Raw genomic sequence first — 21,024 nt, forward strand, 5'->3', positions numbered from 1 at the left:
AGTATCGCTCAGTTCGCCGGACGCGGAGCGCCACCTACATTGAAGGTTCCGTGCGCATCCGCTGTTGAACTGTTCCCCACCCAGACGTCGAACGTGCCGGGATCGATGACCCATGTCCGCTCGATCGAGTTCCAGTACCGGACATTGGATTCGTCGAGCGTAAACGTGACCTGGCGACTTTCGCCGGCGGCCAGGGATACTCGCTGGAAGCCCTGTAGCAACCGGATTGGACGCGACTGTCTGCCAGCGCGCTGGTGGATGTAAAGCTGTACGACCTCATCACCTGGCCGGGCGCCGGTATTGGTGACAGTCGTTGATACCGCAATCCGCCCGCCGGGCATCAGTTCGGTCTTGTCCATGGTTGGCGGTGCGATGGTGAACGTCGTGTAGCTGAGGCCAAAGCCAAAGGGGAACATCGCGGTGGACGGCGCGTCCCAGTACCGTTTGTCGGCTGTGTCCGGATTGTGCGTCAGATTATGCGCGTAGTAGATTGGCACCTGGCCGACGCTGCGGGGCCAGGTGATCGGCGTCTTGCCACCAGGATTGACGTCGCCGAACAGCGCGCGGGCAATCGCGGTCCCGCCTCGCATGCCGCCGTGCCACCCCTCGAGCACCGCCGGAACCTTGTCATACACGCCCGTCAGGTCAAGCGGACGACCGTTGATAAGCACCACCACGACCTTTTTGCCTGTGGCGAGTACTGCGTCGAGCAGCTGGCGCTGGTTCCCGGGCAACGCAAGGTCCGCCTGTGACCCCTGTTCGGAACTCATGCTCAGCGATTCGCCCAGTGTCATGACGACGACGTCAGATCGCTTGGCGAGGTCGACCGCTTTCTGGATCTCGGCAGCCGCCTGCTGCTGGCTCCAACGGGCAGGGGGCTTGATCAGTCCGGCGAGCGGCCCCTCGTTAAGGCGAAACAACTGTACGCCCGGGGTGGTTTCCACTGTCGCGGTGCCCTGAAGGCGCTCGCTCACGCCCTTAAAGACGGAGACGGTGTTCGCGGCCTGCTCGGGATAGGCAAGCGATATCGTCATGTCCTTGGGCGAGTCAGCCATGGGGCCGATTACAGCGACATGCTTCAGCGCTCCGGGATCGAGCGGCAGTGCCTTGCCGTCGTTCTTGAGCAGCACCAGGCTTCGCTCGGCTGCGGCCTGCGCCGCCGCCGGATGGGCGGGGTCGTCCAGTGCCTGCTTTGCTGCGGTCTCGTCAACGTACGGGTTCTCGAACAGGCCCATGCGGAACTTGGCGATGAGAACACGCCGGACTGCCTCGTCAAGCCGTGCCATCGGAACCTTGCCTGCCTTCACCGAATCCACCAGCGTCGCAAAGGCATTCGGTGCCATCGACATTTCCATGTCGACGCCTGCCGTGATCGCGCGGATCGCCGCATCGGCCTTGTCGGCTGCGAAACCCTGCTTGACCAGATTATGAACGGCGCTGGCATCGGTAACCACCCAACCCTTGAACCCCAGCTCACCGCGCAGCACGTCCTTGAGCAGATATTTGTTCGCCGATGCCGGAACGTCGTTGAAATCCATGTAGGCGCTCATGACATTGCCGGCGCCGGCATCCACCGCCGCCTTGAAAGGCGGCAGATAGACATTGTGAAGCTCGCTTTCCGACATATAGGCGGAATCGTAGTCTCGCCCGCCAACCGATGCACCGTAACCGACAAAATGCTTGGGGCCGGCAATGATGTGGCCGGGCGCGCCGATGTGGTCTCCCTGGAAACCCTTTACCTGCGCGCGGGCAATCGCGGCTCCCAGGTACGGGTCTTCTCCGGCGCCTTCGACGATGCGGCCCCAGCGCGGATCGCGCGCGATGTCTATCATCGGCGCGAAGGTCCAGTGGATACCCTGCGCGCGCGCCTCCGCCGCCGCGATTGCCTGATCATGCTCCACCCCGGCAGGATCGAAGCTCGCTGCGTTGGCCAAGGGCACCGGGAACATGGTGTGAAGGCCCCATACTACGTCATAGCCTAGCAGCAGCGGGATCTTGAGTCGCGTCTTCTCCACGGCCAGACGCTGATACCGGTTGGCGATGGCCGGATCGTGGACGAACAGGACAGCCCCGATTTGTCCCTTGCCGATCACGTCGTCCAGGGGTGTGATTGGCGGCATTCCCGGTATTGCCGGTGCGCCTGCAGGGAACAGCGACGCGATGTCGAAGCGCTGGCTGATCTGGCCAACCTTTTCTTCGACAGTCATTTTGGCAAGAAGCCGGTTGGCGCGCGATAGCGCTTCCTTTTCCGACATTCCGGCGGCTGATGCAGAAGCCTGTGCAGTGGGCGCGGAAGGTTCAGATAGCGCCGGCTGCGTAAAGGCCAGAACCAGACCAAGGGCCGGAATTCCCTTAAGAATCGACTTACGCATGTTTTTCCGCTCCCGATACAGGCAATTTTCGGCGTCGTCGTAAATGCCGGCAGCTACTCCACGCGACCCGACGATCTAAAGAGACTCTAAACTGACACTATGTCAGTATCAAGGGTGTCACACCGCAGGCTGGTTTAAATCGACCTGGCGTATTGATTGCCGGGCGGGCAAGGGCCGAAAGCGGAGCCCCAAGGACCTGAGAGTACGATGCACCAACCAGAGGAATCCGAGTACCGCGAGCGCTTGCTTGATGCAGCCGCCGGAATTATCGCGGCTGATGGCCTGGAAGGGCTTACCGCGGGTAAGTTGGCAAGGCACGTCGGCCTGGGCCGTACGGTCGTCCATTATCATTTCGGGACGATGGATCACCTGCTTGCTGCACTATTGCGACGCTCTTCGGCCGAGATCAGGAAGGATATCGCTGCCCGCTTCGATTTGTCACGGTTGGGGGCGGACATCTGGGGCGAATACACGGTCAGCATTCCTGCTGCCGAAGCAATCCGAGCGCGCGCGTTGAGCAGCAGCGTCGTGGCAGATGCCTACCGCGAGGTATTCGAGGCGCTCCAGGTCATGATTGCAGATATGCTCGACGAGGCCCACCGTCTGCGTTCGATCGAGCCGGAAATACCTACCGGAGTGATGGCCTCTATCATGCTGATGTCGGCCCAGTTCGTCGGCACCCAGCGCGCACTGGGCGCGGACGTCGGCCTCGATGCCGTGGAGTCCTACATGAAATCGCTTTTCGCGATCACGACGTCCAGCTGAGGTTCTTCGGTCGGCAGCAGACGGTTTGGTGTTTGATGACTCCCATTCATATCCCAACCTGGACTGTACCCCCCTCGAACGCGGCTTTATTCCTCCAGCAGTTCCATGCTGCCGAGATCATCGACCGCCGTGCCTAGGCGATGGACGAAAAGGTTCGTGATTGCGGGTTCCACCTTCTGGGTGATCGACCAAAGGTAATAACCGTAGATCAGTGCCACGCGATACCGGCTCCACGCTGCTTCGGCCGTGATTTCCGGCCCGCCCATCTCTGCCAGCCGAATGCGGTAGAAATCGAGCAAGGCCCCTTCATGCATGCGCCGTTCCTCCGGAGAGAAGATCGCGGCAATGTGGTAGGCGATGTCGAGCGCCCACTCGCCTCGCTGGAAAATCTGCCAGTCGACGATGCCGATACCGCCTGCATCGCGATAGATATTGCCGGCATGTGCATCGCCGTGCAGAAGCAACGCGGGCTGTTCATGACCTTGCCGCGCCAGCGCGGCCACGGCGCGCTCCAGCCGGCCTGCATCCTTGATCGCATGGGACAGGGCATCGCCGCGGGGACCGTCCAGCAGCAGCTGCAGTTTTTCCGTGGGCATGATCGGGCGGGAACCGATCTGGTCGAGGAAGCGGGGAACCCAACCGAAGCTATCAGCGCGCGGGTCGTTCCAACTGAAAGCATGAAGCGCGGCCAGTTGCGCGACCGAGCGCATTGCTTCGTCGAGCGTAACCGGAGAGAGGGCCGAAAGGAATACGCCGCCCGCCGCTTTGATATCGTGCATGACGATTACGCCTCTTTCGGCATCTGCCGAAAAGCCAGCATGAATGCAGGCGGGCGTCTGAACCGGAAGATATTCCGCGCCGTCACGATAGAAACGAGTTTCCACCAGCGAACTCGACGCCATAGCTCCAGTGTCGGTAAGCACCCCCTTAATGCAGATTGCGCGCGGCATGGTCTCGTCACCGCCTGACGTCTCAAGCGCGAGCCGTACTTTCGTAGCCTGCGTGGCGAGCAGCTCCTTGACCTCGACCGCTACTACCCGCGCGTCGGGCCACCGCTGCCGAAGCATTGCGGTGAGCCATTCGGGACTGACGACGACATCGAGGGTGGAAGGGGCGGGGTCAAAAGTCATCGGGTGTGCTCCCGTCAGGCCGCCGGTTCGGTTAGCGTTCCGGTGATCTGGATTCCCGCTCCGTCAGCAGCGTAGGTCTTGTTCAGGAAGATCAGGATCGAAGTCAGCGCCTCGGCGGCGGCCGAATTCACCAGTGCCCCTGCATGCAGACCGCGCAGGCCGCAGTCCGCCGCTAATGCAACCACCTTGGACCGCGCCGCCTTGTCGTCGCCGAACACGAGCACATCGCAAGCGACATCCTCCTCCTTGATCAGCTTGTGGGCGGCGACGTTGTGGAAGGCTGACACCACAGTCACGCCTTCGCCAAGCAACTGCTGGGCACGCGCCGCAGCAGAGCCTTCGACGGGCAGTTGGACGCGCATTACACGGGGAGGGACCAGCGGGACGGTAGTATCGACCACGATCTTGCCCTGGACATGAGGCTGGATGGCAGCCAGCGTGCCTTCCTGCGCGGAGAAGGGCACCGAAACGATGATGAGGTCCGCCGCACTCGCAGCATCCTCGTTGTTCATTCCAGTGAGCCCGAAACCCAACCGCTCTGCGGCCTCTGCCGCGCTTTCCGCCGAGCGCGATCCAACGATGACCGTACGTCCAGCCTTCGCTAGACGACGGGCGATGGCAGACCCCAGATCGCCCGTGCCGCCGATCACTGCGATTGTCCCAATGGCCGTCATCAAATTAAACTCCTGCTGTTTCGAGACACGGTGTCGGAACCGCGCCGTACGTCGTGGTGCGTTGGCGGGCAGGGCGCCCGGCGCTGCGCGCGAGATTGTGCATCTGTTCGACCCCGAAGACCTGCCCGTTTCGGCCGCCGGCGGCGCGCGTGATGGATTCGTCCATCAGGACGCCGCCCAGATCGTTGACGCCGGCCGCCAGTGCGGCCTGCACCCCTGCGGCGCCGAGCTTCACCCAGCTTGCCTGGATGTTGGAAATCTGGCCATGAAGGGCGAGCCGCGCTACCGCGTGCATCAGCAGCGCCTCTCGAAAGCTGGGGCCTGAACGTGACCGGCCCTTGCGCCACATCGGCGCTTCCATGTGGACGAACGGGAGCGGCACGAACTCGGTGAAGCCTCCGGTTTCGGCTTGGAGATCGCGAATTAACAGCAGGTGGCGCGCCCAGTGCTTGTAGCTGTCGACATGGCCGAACATGATCGTCGCGGTGGAACGTAGCCCGACGCCATGGGCGGCGCGCATGACGTCAATCCACTCCGATGCGGTGATCTTGTCCGGACATATGACGGCCCGCACTTCCGGATCGAGAATTTCGGCAGCAGTGCCGGGCAGGGTCGAAAGGCCTGCATCCTTGAGCCAGGTCAGATATTCCGGCAGCGACTGCCCCAGCGTCTGTGCGCCATGCGTGATCTCGAGAGGGGAGAACGCGTGGATGTGGATGTCGGGCGCGGCTGCTCGCACCGCTTCGAGCACGCGATGATAGGTGTTTCCGTCGAAGTTGGGATGGATGCCGCCTTGCAGGCAGACTTCGGTTGCGCCGCGTTCCCATGCTTCGGCTGCGCGGCGCCCAATCTCTTCGCCGTCGAGATTGTAGGCGGGGCCCCGCAGGTCCTTAGTTCCACCCTTGGAAAATGCGCAGAAAGTGCAGCGATAAAGGCAGATGTTGGTGTAGTTGATATTGCGATTGACGACATAGGTCACGGCGTCGCCGGATACCTCACGACGCAGCGCATCCGCGGCATGAGTGATGCGCGCGACATCTGGCCCATCTGCAAGGAAAAGCGTCTCGATATCAACGACATCCAATCTCTCACCGGCGCTTGCCCGCTCGATTATCGCGTCGATCCTGGCAGATGACAGGGTCGCCCCCCCGTGCAGGACTTGCGGCGGATTGATCTCTCCACCAGCCCGCCAGGGCTCGACTACCGGAAGTCCACGCGCATCGATCGCGCGCAGTACAGGTGTCACGAGCGAAGGATCAAGCCAGCGGTCCGGTGCGCGAGCGTATGCGGGGCCAATGGCCAACCGCTCGGTCAGAACGCGTCCGCTTTGCGATGTCGCCTGCGCCAGAGCGTCGAGATGGGGCCAAGGCGCTTCCGGGTTGACGTGGTCCGGTGTGACGGGTGACACACCGCCCCAGTCGTTGACGCCCGCCGCCAGAAGTTTGGCGAGATCTGCGGGCTGAAGGTTTGGCGGCGCCTGAATCACCATGTCCGGCCCCAGAACCAACCGGGCCGCGGCGATGGTCCAGAGGTGTTCGTCCAGTGGCGGCTCTGGCGCCTTGGCCATGCGTGTAGCCGGCTTGGCCTTGAAATTCTGGATTATGACTTCCTGGATATGCCCATGGCGCGCGTTGAGATCGCGGATGGCCACCAGGGCCTCGATCCGCTCCTCCCGCGTTTCGCCTATGCCGATCAGCACGCCAGTGGTGAACGCGACGGCCGCCCGACCCGCTTGCTCGATGGCTTCGAGCCGGCGCGCCGGGTCCTTGTCAGGCGATCCGAAATGGGGACCGCCCCGTTCGGAAAGGCGCGACGAGGATGTCTCCAGCATCAGACCCATCGAGACCGCTACCGGGCGTAATGCCGCATAGTCGGCACTTGTCATCAGGCCGGGATTGAGGTGGGGAAGCAGCCCCGTCTCTGCGAGAACGGCAGCTGCCATTTCGCGCAGATAGGATAGTGTCGTCGCATGGCCCATCGAGGCAAGTGCCTCGCGCGCTGCCGGATGCCGCGCTTCGGGCTGATCGCCCAGAGTAAAAAGGGCCTCGCGACAACCCGCAGCCACACCGGCGCGGGCGATCGCCAGTACTTCTTCGCGGTCTAGGTAAGCCTTGCCGACCGCGCGAGGTGTGCTCGCGAATGTGCAGTAATGGCAAACGTCCCGACACAGGCGAGTGAGCGGGATGAAGACTTTGCGCGAATAAGTGACCACGGGCCCATGCCGGTCGAGCGTCATTCGCTCGGCGACGTTCATCATGTCGACAAGGGGCACGCCCTCCAGCTTCGCCCAGATCGCGTCGGCTGGATCGTCCAGTGAAATTGCGGGCAGGGTGACTGCCTTGTCGACCGGCTTGCCGCCCGGAGGTCTCAAATGAATCATCTCTGCCGTCCGCCTTTCAGACTGCTGAAGGGTCAAGATCACGATACCGCCGGCCTTCCCCGTGGCGCGGCGACAACCCCGGACTGGCGCCGCTCAGCGAACATATTCATTTGCGAAACGATTTGCCAATGATCCTCGAATGAAACAGCCATGCATCAATTGCTGTTTCGCCCGGGCGCTTATGTCGATCGGTCCCTGCTGCCACTGGCGGCCGCCGTGCTACTGTATCGTGCGACGCGATTTCATGTCGGCGATTTTATCGGCGGAATACCCCACTTCTGTCAAAAGAGCGTCGGTATGCTCGCCCATGCCGGGAGACGGCTTGGGATCGATAGGTTTCGCATGTCCATCGAAAGTGGCAGGGCCGGATACCAGCTGCACCGGGGCACCGTTCACATCCATGGTGAAAAGCATCTCGTTGGCGTGGGCCTGAGGGTCGACCGTCACATCGAAGATCGTGCGGATCAGCTCCCAAGGCGCGTCCCAGGCGTAGAAGATCGGTTCCCATTCAGCCCAGTCACGTGCGGAAATGCGATCGCCGATCAAGGCGGCGAGTTCGTCGCAGTTGGTCTGTCGTGCGCTGTTATCGGCGAACCGCGCATCGTCAATCCACTCATCAGCGCCTAGCAACTTGCACAGACTGGGCCAGTGAGGGCGGGGGTCGAGAAGCATCAGCTGGATGATGCGATCATCCTTCGTCCGATATCCCGACATAAGGGGGAACCGGTTCGAGGATTCGCCATGAATCTTGTATCCGGGGACTTGCGAATACGTAATGTCTGACGAGAGGATCCAGGTTGCGGTCTGGAGGAGCGAGGTTTCGACGACCGAGCCCTCGCCGGTTACGGAACGCTTATAAAGTCCACCTGCGATCGCGAAAGCGAGAGAAGTTGCACTGGAATGATCGCCGAACGCGGCTCGCGGCGGGGTCGGGGCATTGCCTGGCAGCGTGAACGCGTGTGACAGTCCACCGCGGGCCCAGAAGGCCGATGCATCGAAACCGGCCTTGTCTGCTTCCGCTCCGCGAAATCCGTAGCCGTTGCCCCGAGCATAGATGATCCGGGGGTTGCGCGCTTGCACGTCTTCTACGTCAAGTCGCAGCGCGCGAAGCGCCTTGGGCCGCAGGCTGGTGATAAAAACGTCGGCGGTTTCAATCAACTTGAGCAGTGCCTCGCGGCCTTCATCGCTCTTTAGATCGAGTGCGATGCTTTTCTTGCCGCGGTTGTTCTGCTCCATCGCTAGATTGGTAGCGCCGACTTCACGACCATCGCCGACTTTAAGGGTGCGATAGGGATCACCCAGCCCAGGCGTTTCGATCTTGATGACCTCCGCCCCCTGATCGGCGAGGAGCACACTTGCGCCCGGGACGAAAACGAACTGCGCAAGTTCAATAATACGTACGCCCGAAAAAACTCCCGTGGCCGTCATCCCGAATTCTCTCCTCGTGTTCCGCCAGCATACCCGAACGTGCCATGTTCGCCCTGAAAGGGCTACGAAATCGCACATTCATGCCTTCCGTTGGAAAATGTCCTCTGGCGGGTTTTTATTCATAATCAGAGCGCTAGCTGCCACTTCATGCTAAATCAAATATCAAAAATGCATCCGTTGAGACCAAAAAGATATGAAGATGTTTTGCCAAACCTGCGCATATCGTCCACGCGATGGCTGTCATCGTTCCATCTTGGATAAACCAAAAAGGAGGCGCGCGGTCGCCGCGATCACCGGCACGAGCCCATCTTTCTGTATTGCAATGCGCTGCTATCATTCGAATCGTATTGCATCTCTCGCAAATAAAAAATACGCTTCCGTTCGTAATGGTTTGAATGAACCGAAAACGACCCGAGATTTGTCGGGCAGGGGGAGAAAATCCGTGAGCTATTCAAGCGCGATCCGCGCTGTATTCGCTACGGGAGTGGCAGTGCTTGCGCTGGCTCCGGACGCCGGCATGGCGCAGCAAGCCGTCGACGACAAAGCGGAAGCGGGCGGTAACGAGATAATTGTAACAGCGCAACGTCGAGCAGAGTTGCTCGAGCGAGTGCCGGTCGCCATCGTAGCGCTCACTTCCAACACGCTGGAAAAGGCGGGCGTGCAGCGAATGGACGATCTCGGGCAGGTTGCTACCGGAGTGCAGATCAATCGCGGTGGATCCTTTACACAGCCCGCAATTCGCGGGATCAGCACACTTACCCTAGGCTACGGCTTCGAGAACAACGTCGCTGTCTATGTGGATGGCTTCTACCAGCCAGACATGGTCACCATCAATGGCGACCTCGCCAACCTGGCTAGCGTTCAAGTCCTCAAAGGACCGCAGGGGACGCTGTATGGGCGGAACGCCACAGGTGGTGCGATCGTTATGGAAACGATGACGCCTTCAAAGGTTTTCACCGCCAACGGCCAGATTTCATACGGCAGGTTCGATGATCGGCGGGCGCAAGCCTACGTCTCAGGTCCACTCAACGACCAGATTTCGTTCGGCGTCGGCGCCTATTACCGCAGCAGCGACGGCTACATCCGCGATATCGGCGCAGATCCTTTATCGTCCGCAGACGATACCGATGCAGCGCCCCTCAAAAACGTATCGATACGGGCCAAGGTATTGTGGGAAGCCACGGACGATCTTAAAGTGACCTTCGGATACAACCATGGCTTCGTTGAAGACGCGCGCGGCATTGTCTATCGCATAGACAAGTTCGCTTCGCCAGCTCTACCCATGCCGCCGGCCCGCGCCGATCGCCGTGACACTGCTTCTCTTTCCATCCCTGCGGACTCCTCTGCGAAAGCCGACGAGGTTACTGGAAAGATCGTCCTCGAAACCGGGATCGGCACTTTGTCGTCGTACACCGGGTTCGCAAAACGACACAGTAAATCGGTTTTTGATTTCGATGGTAGCAAGCCTTTTATATCACAATCTAAATCAACGAATATCCGGCAAAGAACGTTTCAGCAAACCCTCGATTATTCAATCAACGCGATCCAAGGTTTGGATCTCATTTTGGGCGCTTTTTACTATAACGACAAACTAAATGTTAATGACGCTCGGACATATTCTGGTGGTGTCGAAGAGTCTAACCGCCTACGTAGCCAGTACGATCTGTTGACGTCGAAGTCTTACGCGTTTTATCTCGATGCCACATACCTCATAGCGGACAAGCTGTTCCTGACAGGAGGCGTTCGCTACAGCCACGAAAAACGCCGTATTGCATATTTTGAATTGCCTGGGATCGTTACCGCAATTGTCGCGCCTGCTGACAAATCCGCTACTTTCAGTTCCGCAACTCCTCGAGCGGTGTTAAGGTACGAACTAGGTGCGCGGACCAATATATACGCATCGTTTTCAACCGGGTTTCGTTCCGGTGTATTCAACCCGACCGCCGTACCTTCACCAGCACTGGTCATTCCGATCAAGCCGGAGAAACTAAAGGCTTACGAGCTGGGATTTAAGACAGCTTCGTCGATTTTTCGTTTCGACACTGCAGCTTATTACTATGACTTCCGCAACTTGCAGGTCGGCGTCAGTGTCCCCAGTCCTATCACTCCGGGTAGTGTAGTTCAGCTCATCAGCAATGCTAAAAAGGCGGAAGTCTACGGTATCGAAGGGCAGGTCGCGGTGACGCCGCTGGAAAGTCTCAACATGCGCGCAGGAGCATCTTGGACGCATGCCCGCTACAAAGATTTCAAGAATGCTACTGGCACCGGCCTCAACTCAGCTACCGGACTTAATGCGACAGGTCAGGTACAGGATTGGTCCGGCAAGCAGATGGCGCGTGCACCTGGCTTCACGGCGAACCTTGGGGCAGACTACTCGATCGACTTTGCTGGCGGCCGCCTCTCAATGGCTGCTAACGGCAGTTATACATCTTCGTTCGTTGTCTCGAATCCATCCCTTTACGGTCCGCTTGCGGGCTCTGCCTTGGCGAACCGCCAGCGCTACCGTCAAAAGGCCTACGCGCTGGTTAATGCCCAGATCAACTGGACTGATCCGAGCGATCATTTCACCTTCGGAATTTATGGGGAGAACGTGACAAACACGCGGTATGCGATGACTCTGTCAGGCGGTGTATTCGGAGACTATTCTCAGGGTAATCAGCCAGCCACTTATGGTGCACGAGCGGGTTTCAAGTTCTGACGCCGGCGTTAGCGTAAAGACAGCGTTACTGAAAAGTCGCGCTGGCGTCAGGGCATGCGAAATGCCTGAAATGAACAAATGCTGCGGCGAATTGGGCGACCGCCCGTTCGTCGCAGTGCCCCGCACCGGAACTGCCGGATGCCATTAGTGTTGAATTAGGCTGCCAGTAGTCCGTTGTCCGGAAAGGTCTAGTAGCGCTGCTTAGTTTCGCCGGCGGAATGTTGCCAATCGATTCTAAGAGCGCGTTTGAGAGGGCCGATGCGGCGGCTTGGGGATGATTCAAGCGTGGGATGTGGGCCTGAGCAAGCCGTAGCCGGATAGCTGGATCTGAAAGCGATCGAAGCGTAGCAGACCGATCTGACGGACGACGAGTGGCGGTTGATTCAACCGTTTCTGCCGTACGTGGCCTTGCGCGGTTGCAAGCCGGCGACAGGCATACTCGATGCTCTTCGTTATCTGGCATGAACAGGTAGTAGATGGACTCCCCGCTGGGCTGAACCGAAGGTCTCCTCGGTTTCAACGCACCTGAGGGCGTTACGCCGCCCGAGCCAAGGGTCTGAGCACGCTTTGCCAAGTCAAACCCGAGGAGCCATAGCGATGGCGGCACGTTGAACTGGGTATGAGCGAAGGCAATCGCACAACCAACCCGATCAAACGGGTCATCCGGAACCAGGTTGTTGGCATGTTCAACGACAGCCAGCGAGGAGAGGTGCCGGTCGTCAGGAGCCGGAACGCCTTGTTCACGCCGACGTCGGTCGCCTGGCGGGTCCATGGCGACGTCGCCTCGATGATGGCGGGCGGGATCGCCAGCCTTCTGCTGCAGATGCTGCATCCCAGCGTTCTTGCAGGGGTGTGGGATCATTCGAACTTCCGTACCGATATGCACGGCCGGTTGCGCCGCACCGCCCGTTTCATTGCCACCACCACCTATGCCGATCGGTCCGAGGCCGAGGCCATGATCCGGCGGGTCCGGTCCGTCCACGACGGCGTCAGAGGTCACTTGCCCGACGGCACCGCGTACGATGCGAACGACCCGGCGCTGCTGGCCTGGGTGCATGTCACCGAGACCCGCAGCTTCCTCGATGCCTGGATCCGCTATGGCGAACCGTGGATGTCGCGCGCGGATCAGGAACAATACTTCGCCGAGATGGCCCTGATCGGCGGGGCGCTGGGGGCAGACCCCCTGCCGCGCACGCGCCGGGAGGCGGACCGCCTGATAGCAGGGATGCGTCCGGCGCTGAAGGTGGACGCGCGAACGGCCGAAGTCGCCAGGCTGATCCTGCACCCAGCAGCAACGAGCCGGCTCGCCGCCATGCCGGGTAGACTTGCCGGCCAAGCAGGGGTCGATCTGCTGCCACGCTGGGCACGCGCTCTTCACGGCCTGTCTCCCTCGGCGCTTCGAACGCCGCTGGTGCGCGCTGGAACGCTCGGCGTCGCGCAGGCGCTGCGCTGGGCATTCAGGTGATGGAACGCGACGAGGAGCAGCTACAGGAACTGCAGCGCGCCATGTATGAGGCCGCAGCGCGGGGGGATTTCGAGAAAGCGGCACAACTGCGCGACCGGATTAGCCTGCTGCGTGGCATGCCGCTTGGTGAGCCGGCACAGGATTTCGACCCCTCCGGCCTTGTGCGTCAGCAGCCGGGAACGATGGGGCTGGGCACAAGCCGCCAGCATGTAAAGCCGCCTTCGGGATGGCAACCGCCGAAGAAGCCGGACCCGATGACGAAGGGGCGTGGGCGAGGTCGCCGGAGCAACCCTTAGGTTATACAAAGGATGTCGGCGAAAAGCGAAAACGCCCCGGCCTGACCCTTATTCGGGCGCAAAACGACGCGTCACCGCGCGGTGACGATCCGACGGCATGACAAATTGCAACTTGTGTACGATTACGCCGCCGCCCATCGCCTTTCGAGATGCGACGACGTGACCAAACTAGCCGGCAACGGTTGGCTCGGTGGAGGGTTGAACACGCCATCGGCAAGGTATTTGAGGGCGTGTTTGATACCAGCGTGAGAGAATGGCTTGGCAATTACCCCATGGGCGCCAGAAAAGTCCTCCGGGATTTTTGCGACATTGGCGGTGACGTATATGATCAGCGCATCGGGCCAACGCATTTGGATAACGCGAGAAACGTCAAGTCCATTCGATCCATTGGCAAGGTGAATATCTACGAAAGCCAATTGTGGATCGATGTCGTCGGGCAGGTTTTCAACGTCTTTCAGGCTGGCAGCTTCCGCCAGCACCTGGTGTCCGCAGTCTTCGACAATCGCCTCGATATCCATGGCCAGGAGAATTTCGTCTTCGACGATCAGGACATTCATCGCGGTGGTCATGCTTCCGTCTCGCTGCGGGGAAAGGTAATCGTCACACATGTGCCGGGAGCGTTATCGCTCCAAATAGCTTCGGCCCGCGCCTGCCGTGCAAGGCGTGTGATCAGCGAAGTGCCGATGCTTTTGGTACGCTGGGTAGAGGCAATACCTGGGCCGTCGTCGCAAATTCTGATGAGTCCGCAGTCGGCGTCCTCGTCCACGACAACGCTTAGTCGGCCTGCTCTCCCATCGGCAAATGCGTGCTTAATCGCATTTGTTAGAATTTCGTTGAGAATCAGTCCAAGCGCCGAGGCATGTGCGGCATCAACAAGCAAAGGCTGTGCGTCTAGGCGCAGTTCAATATCGGTTCGGCCGCTAGCTCCGACGACATCGGCAGCCATGTTGCGCGCGAAGGTGCCGAGGTCAAACCGAGCGAGGTCGGATGATTGATAGAGCTGTCGGTGGACAACGGCCAAAGCATCGACGCGCTCCAGCATAGAATCAAGTTTGGCTGCGACCGCCGGGTTATCGATCGTGCGGACCTGAAGACGAAGCAGTGAACCAATCATTGTCAGATTGTTTTTGACCCGGTGGTCGACCTCGTGAAGCAGAAGGGTTTTCGCCTCGAGGGCGGCTTGCAATTCGGCGGTCCGCCTGCCGACCTCTCGCTCGACCAACAGCTTTTGATCATTGATGATCTGTTGAGCCTCGATGCGTTCTGACACGTCCATCTGAGAGGCGAAGAAGAAGCGTATGACACCATTTTTGTCGCGGACTGGAGATAGATAGAGAGCATTCCAGAAAGTCGAGCCGTCCTTGCGGTAGTTCAACAGATCGACGTCGATGTCATTACCCTGGGCTATCGCATCGCGAACACGGGCAACGGAACTGGCATCTGTTTCTGGCCCTTGAAGGAAGCGGCAGTTGCGGCCCACGATCTCGTCTCGGGTATACCCGGTCAGCTCTTGAAAGGCCTCATTGCAAAACACGATCGGATTGTCCTGCTGCGCTGGGTCTGTGATGACCATGGGCATTCGCGTGGCGCGCACGGCCGCAGCAAAGGGGTCGCCTCGGCCGTGTTCATAATCCAAAATGTCCGTTAAATGCCAGTTGTCGCTTTGCTTCAATTTTGCCTCCGGCGAAGGCCAGTGGGCATCGCATGTTTGAAAACCGCCCCCGACAGCGTTGGTTCCCCTGGATAACCAACACTTCTATCGGCAGTCTACCAACCGCCGATGGAGCCCATCGCTGGCGGCTTCGAGAGAACAAAAGGCTGAACTGCTGGCGCGCAGTATGACGCAGCAGCCGCTATCACACCAGACCGGCCGAATTTTCGACAAAGGCCGTGGCGCTGGGCCAGGGCAGGACGTAGGCGATTGTTGGCGGCCCTCTCCCGCTCAAAAGCCGCTCGTCGATGCACTATGCTGGCCGGCTGATGGTATTGCTGTTGAGTTCGGTAAGTGGCTGGTCTTGTGGCACCGCGATGCGGATTTTCTAGCCGGAAGGGACAGGCACGCGGTGCGATTTTTGCCGCGCATCCAAAGTATCCACTCACGCCGTGAAACTAACTCGCTTGCTTGGGCATTCAGGTATCAGATTCGGCAGATGCGAATTTGGCCGCCCAAGAATTTCGAGAGGTTGACGATGCTAATTCGCGCTGGTTACCAGCTGGCCTTCGAGGCTTGTGCCTCCACTCCGTTGGTCCTCATGTTGAACGTAAGACCCGAGCGTTTTGCCGACCTGAAAACGCCGCACAGGATTTTGAACGACCGATCTGTTCCCTCATACGATTTCCGGGATGCGTTCGACAATGTCTGTACCCGAATGACGTTGCCATCCGGAGTGACCACGCTGTCGTGCGATTTCACGATCGAGGATACCGGCCTTGTCGATCGCCAGAGCCCATGGGCGGTGCAGCATGAGATCGCGGATTTGCCAAGTGATGTGCTGATGTATCTGGTGGGCAGCCGCTACTGCGAAACTGACATCTTGGGCAATATTGCCTGGGGCCTTTTTGGGCATATCGCGCCCGGCTGGCAGCGAGTGCAGGCGATCGTCGATTTCGTGCATAATCACCTGACCTATGGCTACCAGTATGCCCGCGCCACCCGTACCGCCTGGGAAGCCTATTCTGAAGGGGTCGGCGTTTGCCGCGATTTCGCGCATCTGGCTGTTGCACTGTGCCGGTGCATGAACATCCCGGCCCGCTACTGCAGCGGATATCTGGGTGACATCGGTATTCCGCCCGTTGATGTTGCAATGGACTTCCATGCCTGGTTCGAGGTTTACCTGGGCGGCGAATGGCACAGTTTCGATGCGCGTCACCGAGTTCCCCGGATCGGCCGCATCCTGATGGCTTGCGGCCGGGATGCGGCAGATACCGCGCTTACGACGGCTTTTGGCTCCGTGCGTCTCGCCAGCTTCCTTGTCCACACCGACGAGTTGCAGACGGTACAGCATTCGTCCGTCGCACAGACACGTCTTGCCGCCTAGGATTTTATCATTGTTTGGGGCTGAAATCCGTCATCGCGGCTGGGCCTCGATCGCGATAACTGGCGATCATCCGATTGATATCGACATGGGCTTTGAGCCTCGCGGCGAGCAAAGCCGTGCCACTGATTTTGCGCTGGACGAAAAGGGTGTCGGTGGGCGGCAGATGCCATGTCGTACGGTCGCCTGCCAATATCGCCGCCTGTTCGCGGAGTAAGCCTAGGAACGCCCGGTCGCCAAAATCAAAGGGGCCCGGTTTTCCCAATTCCGCGAGGATCACATCTATCATTTCGTCGATCACGCGGCGGTGCTTTGACGCCGCAGCACTTCCAAGAAAACCTGCATCGACCGCTGCGGTTCTAACCTCGTCGCGATTTCCATCAAGGGCCGCCATCAGCAACCTGTGATAGCCCCCCGCTGTCACCGACGGTACTTCGCGTGCTGCGCCGAAATCCAGCAGGACCAGTCGTCCTGTCGTCTCTTGCCAGCGATAGTTGGCAAAATTGGGGTCGGTCTGCATGACGCCCCATTCGAACAGTTCGCGCAGCACGAGCTGGGCAAGAGCCTGGGCCACCGCGTCCCGCGTTTCTTGCGGAGCGAAGGCGACCGCCTCGATCGGCGTGCCCTCCACGTAATCCATGGCCAGAATACGCTCTGTTGTGAGAGTAGGAATTGGCAGGGGCACCAAGTATGCCCGATCTTTGCCCACCAGTTCGCCGTAGCGCTCCATCATCCACGCTTCGCGTAAGTAATTGGCTTCCTCATGGAGCTGATGCTTCGCTTCGATCAGGAGCGGGCCGAGGTCCAGTTCGCGTGGAAGCAGGCCCGTGACCCGTAGCAGGGTGGCGACGTTATCCACGTCAGCGTCGATGCTGCGGGCGATACCGGGATATTGAATCTTGATCGCGATTTCACGGCCGTCAGGCAGCCGCCCGCGATGCACCTGCCCAATCGAGGCTGCGGCGATCGGCGTGCCCTGAAAGCCCGAGAGGCGCGCGCGCCATTGAACGCCCCATTCAGCGGTCAGAACCTCGTCGAGCTGCCGCGCGGTCATGTGATGAGCCTGATCGCGCAGGCGGGCGAGAATTTGGGTGAATTCGGGCGGCAGGATGTCGCCAGCATCCATGGAAATCATCTGCCCGAGCTTCATGGCCGCCCCGCGCAAATGGGAAAGCTGGTCGGCAAGGCGCGCCGCATTGCCCGGTGTCAGGAGAAGATCATTAAGGCGAGGTCGTTGCCCCGATGCCAGTCGCCGGGCACCCTCGGCCACGACCCCTCCAGCAATCCCGCCTGCCAGCCTTCCGAAACGGCTCAAACGAGAAAGTCGCCCGGTGGGGACCACGCGCCCACCGCGCTTTTCATCTTCTGTCATCGCAATCTCCGAGGGACCGGCACGGCACCGTTTTACTTCTGTTACGAGGCCGGCCGTTCCGCCCGATCTGTGAGCCACTGAGCGAGCATTTCGTTCCCTCGTATCCCGAGCCAATGCCGCGACAGTGTTGCCCGCCGCGTTGACGGCCTCGATATCCCCCCGGGCCAGGGCAAATAAAAGACCAGCTCATCGCGGCCAATCCTAGCGGCACCGACGACACCGGCGGGACCATTTCGGACGGTCAGGTCGATAAAGGCCAGATTTGCTTTCCCACCAACTCGCAGGACTTCCTGGCGGTCTGCGAGTGGTGGCAACGACGCGGTAGCGGTGCCGTATTCAAAATGCGCTCTTCCGCGCATTTTCAAACGGTCTCTGAGAATTATGATAGGCTTTTCGGCCGGGCGGCGGGGTGCCTGGACGGCCGAAAAGATTTACTCGTGCGGCTTTGTCACGGTTGCCCCTCAGAGCCAGCGAACCTTACCCGTCGCAAGTTCGTACACGGCGCCTACGACTTTCAACTCGCCGCGCTCCTGCGGTTCAAGAAGCATGGGCTCAGAAAATTTCTGTAGCCGCTCGACCATGCGCCGGACGTTTTCCTCCACGGCCGCGTCGACAAGCTGTTCCTCACCCACATTGCGCTGCGCCGCCAGGACGGCGGGAACGATAGGCTCAATCATGCGCGCTATGCTGCCAGGGAACCGCGCGTCCTTGGTCACCACATCAGCAGCAGCGGCAACTGCTCCGCATTTCTCATGACCGAGTACCACGATCAACGGTACCTTCAGCACGGCTACCGAGTATTCGATCGATCCCATGCCTGCGGTATCCACGTTGTTCCCCGCGGTGCGCACTATGAAGAGCTCGCCAAGTCCAGCCCCAAACAGCTGTTCCGGGCCTACGCGCGAATCTGAGCACCCCACGAGGGTTGCGAATGGCTGCTGGCCCTCAGCAAGAGCCAATCGCCGCTCGCGCGACAGATCCGGTGGTAGCGGCTCGTCGGCGACGAACGCGTCGTTGCCGCTGACCAGACGTTGAAGGGCCTCGTCAGGCGTTGGCTGCCTGGCAATTGCGCTGGCGGATGTTGCCAATGATATTCTCCTCATCAGGTAAAGCGTTCAACGCCAAAGTGGGCATCGTGGAGCAAGTTCCCATCACTCGTTTGTGACGTTTGGTTTCTGGATAGGAAATTATCCCGTTTGCCTCACTGATGATTTTCGCGCCCGCCTAACGATCGCTGGCGGCCTGAGGCGCTGCTTCCAAGGTCGGTATGTTGATATGAAATCTGCCGCGTAAACACCGTTTTGCGCTGGGCTCCGGCTCGTACGGCGACCGTATCTGCGACCCCCTGCAAGATGTGAAACCCGCAAAAAGGACCATTGATCGCGAGGAAATAATATCGTATACGATATCTCAAGTTAACGTATAACAGGACGAAATTCATGGCAATCGGTTGGAAGGGTGTTTTCCCGGCAGTCACCACGCAGCTCCGCGCGGACCTGTCGATCGATATCGCGGACACCCAGCGCGTCGTCGACGATCTGATCCGTGACGGTGTGACCGGCGTGATCGCGCTCGGCACGGTGGGGGAAAACAACTCGCTGGAATACGACGAGAAGGTCCAGGTTCTCTCCGCCATCGTCGAAGTGGTGGATGGCCGCGTACCCGTCATCACCGGCGTTTCGGAATACGACACCCGCCGCGCGGTGCGCTATGCGCAGGCCGCTGAGAAGGCCGGCGCGGATGGCCTGATGCTGCTGCCGCCGATGGTCTACGTGCCCAAGGCGCATGAACTCGTCGCCCACTTCAAGGGCGTGGCGGAACAGACCGGCCTGCCGATCATGCTTTACAACAACCCCCCGGCGTATCGCACCGTGATCGACCAGGAAGTGCTGACCCAGCTGATCGATGTGCCGAACATCGTCGCGGTCAAGGAATCGGCTCCCGATACGCGCCGCTTCACTGATTTCCGCAACGCCTTCGGCGATCGCTATGTCTTGTTCGCCGGTCTCGACGACGTGGCCCTCGAAGGCCTGTACCTGGGCGCGCAGGGCTGGGTTTCCGGCCTTACCAACGCTTTCCCCAAGGAATCGGTGGAGCTGGTTGCGGCGTTCGCGCGCGGCGATCATGCCAAGGCCATGGAAATCTACCGCTGGTTCATGCCGCTGCTGCACCTCGATGCCGAGCACGACCTTGTCCAGTCCATCAAGCTGGCCGAAGAAGTGATGGGCCGCGGTTCGGAGCGCGTCCTGCCTCCGCGCTATGTTCTGCAAGGCGAGCGCCGCGCCGAAGTGATCGCGATGGTCGAGAAGGCCGCCGCTACCCGCCCGGACCTGTCCGTCGCAAAGGCAGCCTGAAGGAGCATCGATGCGGCACACATTCTTCTGCATCGACGGTCACACAGCCGGTAACCCCGTCCGCTTGATTGCGGGCGGGGTTCCGCTGTTGAAGGGCGCGTCCATGTCCGAGCGGCGCCAGGATTTCCTGGAGCGTTTCGACTGGATCCGCACTGGCCTGTGCTTCGAACCGCGCGGCCATGACATGATGTCGGGCGGCTTCCTCTATCCGCCGACCGATGCCGCGAACGACATCGGCATTCTGTTCATCGAGACCAGCGGCTGCCTGCCCATGTGCGGCCACGGCACCATCGGCATCGTCACTTTCGGTCTGGAGCACGGGCTGATCCAGCCCGCCACGCCGGGCCGCCTGCGCGTGGAAGTGCCGGCGGGCGTGATCGAGATCGCCTATGAAACCGAAGGGCCAAAGGTCACTTCGGTGCGCATCACCAACGTCCCCGCCTATGTCGCCGCACGCGGCATCGAGGTGGACGTGGAGGGTATCGGACCGCTTTCGATCGACGTGTCCTATGGCGGCAACTACTATGCCATCGTCGAGCCGCAGGGCGCCTACACCGGCCTCGACGATCTCGGCGCAGCGCGGATAATCGACCTGAGCGGGCGTGTCCGCGAGGCGGTTCGGGCGAAGTTCGAGCCGGTTCATCCGCTGGACCCCACGATCCGGGGCGTCAGCCATGTGCTTTGGGCGGATAAGCCCCGGCATGAGGGCGCCGATGGCCGCAATGCCGTGTTCTACGGCGACAAGGCGATCGACCGCAGCCCTTGCGGCACCGGCACCTCGGCGCGTCTGGCGCATCTGGCGGCGTCTGGACGGTTGTCCGTCGGCGACAGCTTCGTGCACGAAAGCTACATCTGCAGCCGCTTCATAGGCCGGGTCGAGAAGTCGGTCATGCTGGGCGACCAGCCGGCGATCATCCCCTCGATCGAGGGATCGGCGATCGCTACCGGTTTCAATACCATCTGGATCGACAAGGCCGATACCTTCTGGGAAGGCTTCCAGGTCAAGTAACCGGGCGCCTGCGCGCCCCGATCGGCCGGGCCTTCGCGGTCCGGCC

Annotated in this window: 16 protein-coding genes; 7 read left to right on the forward strand and 9 right to left on the reverse strand. The window is 60.3% G+C overall.

All coding sequences use genetic code 11. The features are described 5' to 3' along the window. Positions 1 to 8: 8 nt before the first annotated feature. Positions 9 to 2,207 carry a glycoside hydrolase family 3 N-terminal domain-containing protein gene (locus V474_RS20420; protein ID WP_236711360.1) on the reverse strand — a complete coding sequence of 733 codons (2,199 nt, stop codon included), beginning with the start codon at positions 2,205 to 2,207 and terminating at the stop codon, positions 9 to 11. A 372-nt stretch (positions 2,208 to 2,579) separates the two neighbouring features. Between V474_RS20420 and V474_RS20425 the strand changes: the two genes are divergently transcribed. Further along, entirely contained in the window at positions 2,580 to 3,137 is a 558-nt protein-coding gene (locus V474_RS20425) for a TetR/AcrR family transcriptional regulator (RefSeq protein ID WP_059153242.1), read from the forward strand. An 86-nt stretch (positions 3,138 to 3,223) separates the two neighbouring features. Here V474_RS20425 and V474_RS20430 read toward each other — a convergent pair whose 3' ends face one another. The 4 genes from V474_RS20430 to V474_RS20445 all read right to left on the reverse strand — a co-directional run bounded on the left by V474_RS20430 (position 3,224) and on the right by V474_RS20445 (position 8,749). Continuing rightward, on the reverse strand, positions 3,224 to 4,267 hold the full coding sequence (locus tag V474_RS20430) for a phosphotransferase (protein ID WP_059153243.1): 1,044 nt from the start codon (positions 4,265 to 4,267) through the stop codon (positions 3,224 to 3,226). Between the two features lie 14 nt (positions 4,268 to 4,281). Continuing rightward, complete coding sequence (gene npdG, locus V474_RS20435) at positions 4,282 to 4,941, reverse strand: NADPH-dependent F420 reductase (RefSeq protein ID WP_059153286.1); 660 nt, start codon at positions 4,939 to 4,941, stop codon at positions 4,282 to 4,284. A gap of 4 nt (positions 4,942 to 4,945) precedes the next feature. Next, positions 4,946 to 7,321, reverse strand: coding sequence for a 5-amino-6-(D-ribitylamino)uracil--L-tyrosine 4-hydroxyphenyl transferase CofH (gene cofH, locus V474_RS20440; protein WP_059153244.1), 2,376 nt, complete (start codon positions 7,319 to 7,321; stop codon positions 4,946 to 4,948). 219 nt (positions 7,322 to 7,540) lie between these two features. Beyond that, entirely contained in the window at positions 7,541 to 8,749 is a 1,209-nt protein-coding gene (locus V474_RS20445) for a CaiB/BaiF CoA transferase family protein (RefSeq protein WP_059153245.1), read from the reverse strand. Between the two features lie 442 nt (positions 8,750 to 9,191). On the opposite strand from V474_RS20445, the gene V474_RS20450 reads away from it, so the two are divergent. The 3 genes from V474_RS20450 to V474_RS20460 all read left to right on the forward strand — a co-directional run bounded on the left by V474_RS20450 (position 9,192) and on the right by V474_RS20460 (position 13,208). Next, positions 9,192 to 11,447, forward strand: a complete 2,256-nt coding sequence (locus V474_RS20450; RefSeq protein WP_059153246.1) for a TonB-dependent receptor — start codon at positions 9,192 to 9,194, stop codon at positions 11,445 to 11,447. Between the two features lie 619 nt (positions 11,448 to 12,066). After that, positions 12,067 to 12,912: an oxygenase MpaB family protein gene (locus V474_RS20455; protein ID WP_059153247.1), complete on the forward strand. Its 846-nt coding sequence runs from the start codon at positions 12,067 to 12,069 to the stop codon at positions 12,910 to 12,912. Next, positions 12,912 to 13,208, forward strand: coding sequence for a UvrB/UvrC motif-containing protein (locus V474_RS20460; protein ID WP_059153248.1), 297 nt, complete (start codon positions 12,912 to 12,914; stop codon positions 13,206 to 13,208). Before V474_RS20455 ends, V474_RS20460 begins: the two co-directional genes overlap by 1 nt. Positions 13,209 to 13,330: 122 nt before the next feature. Here the strand turns inward: V474_RS20460 and V474_RS20465 are convergent, their stop codons facing one another. Both V474_RS20465 and V474_RS20470 read right to left on the reverse strand, forming a co-directional pair. Next, positions 13,331 to 13,777, reverse strand: coding sequence for a response regulator (locus V474_RS20465; protein ID WP_059153249.1), 447 nt, complete (start codon positions 13,775 to 13,777; stop codon positions 13,331 to 13,333). Further along, positions 13,774 to 14,880, reverse strand: coding sequence for a PAS domain-containing protein (locus tag V474_RS20470; protein WP_059153250.1), 1,107 nt, complete (start codon positions 14,878 to 14,880; stop codon positions 13,774 to 13,776). Before V474_RS20470 ends, V474_RS20465 begins: the two co-directional genes overlap by 4 nt. A 517-nt stretch (positions 14,881 to 15,397) precedes the next feature. Between V474_RS20470 and V474_RS20475 the strand changes: the two genes are divergently transcribed. Beyond that, positions 15,398 to 16,246 carry a transglutaminase-like domain-containing protein gene (locus tag V474_RS20475; protein WP_059153251.1) on the forward strand — a complete coding sequence of 283 codons (849 nt, stop codon included), beginning with the start codon at positions 15,398 to 15,400 and terminating at the stop codon, positions 16,244 to 16,246. A gap of 7 nt (positions 16,247 to 16,253) precedes the next feature. On the opposite strand, the gene V474_RS20480 is transcribed toward V474_RS20475, so the two are convergent. After that, positions 16,254 to 17,615, reverse strand: coding sequence for an ABC1 kinase family protein (locus V474_RS20480; protein ID WP_059153252.1), 1,362 nt, complete (start codon positions 17,613 to 17,615; stop codon positions 16,254 to 16,256). A gap of 461 nt (positions 17,616 to 18,076) precedes the next feature. Then, on the reverse strand, positions 18,077 to 18,703 hold the full coding sequence (locus tag V474_RS20485; RefSeq protein WP_236711361.1) for a carbonic anhydrase: 627 nt from the start codon (positions 18,701 to 18,703) through the stop codon (positions 18,077 to 18,079). Positions 18,704 to 19,054: 351 nt separating this feature from the next. Here V474_RS20485 and V474_RS20490 point away from each other — a divergent pair, with 351 nt between their 5' ends. After that, the gene (locus V474_RS20490; protein WP_059151119.1) at positions 19,055 to 19,969 is read left to right on the forward strand and encodes a dihydrodipicolinate synthase family protein; all 915 of its coding nucleotides are present in this window, start codon (positions 19,055 to 19,057) and stop codon (positions 19,967 to 19,969) included. A 10-nt stretch (positions 19,970 to 19,979) separates the two neighbouring features. Continuing rightward, positions 19,980 to 20,978 carry a 4-hydroxyproline epimerase gene (locus tag V474_RS20495; protein ID WP_059153254.1) on the forward strand — a complete coding sequence of 333 codons (999 nt, stop codon included), beginning with the start codon at positions 19,980 to 19,982 and terminating at the stop codon, positions 20,976 to 20,978. The last annotated feature ends 46 nt before the right edge of the window (positions 20,979 to 21,024 follow it).

Source organism: Novosphingobium barchaimii LL02, from assembly GCF_001046635.1.
Classification (GTDB): Bacteria; Pseudomonadota; Alphaproteobacteria; order Sphingomonadales; family Sphingomonadaceae; genus Novosphingobium; species Novosphingobium barchaimii.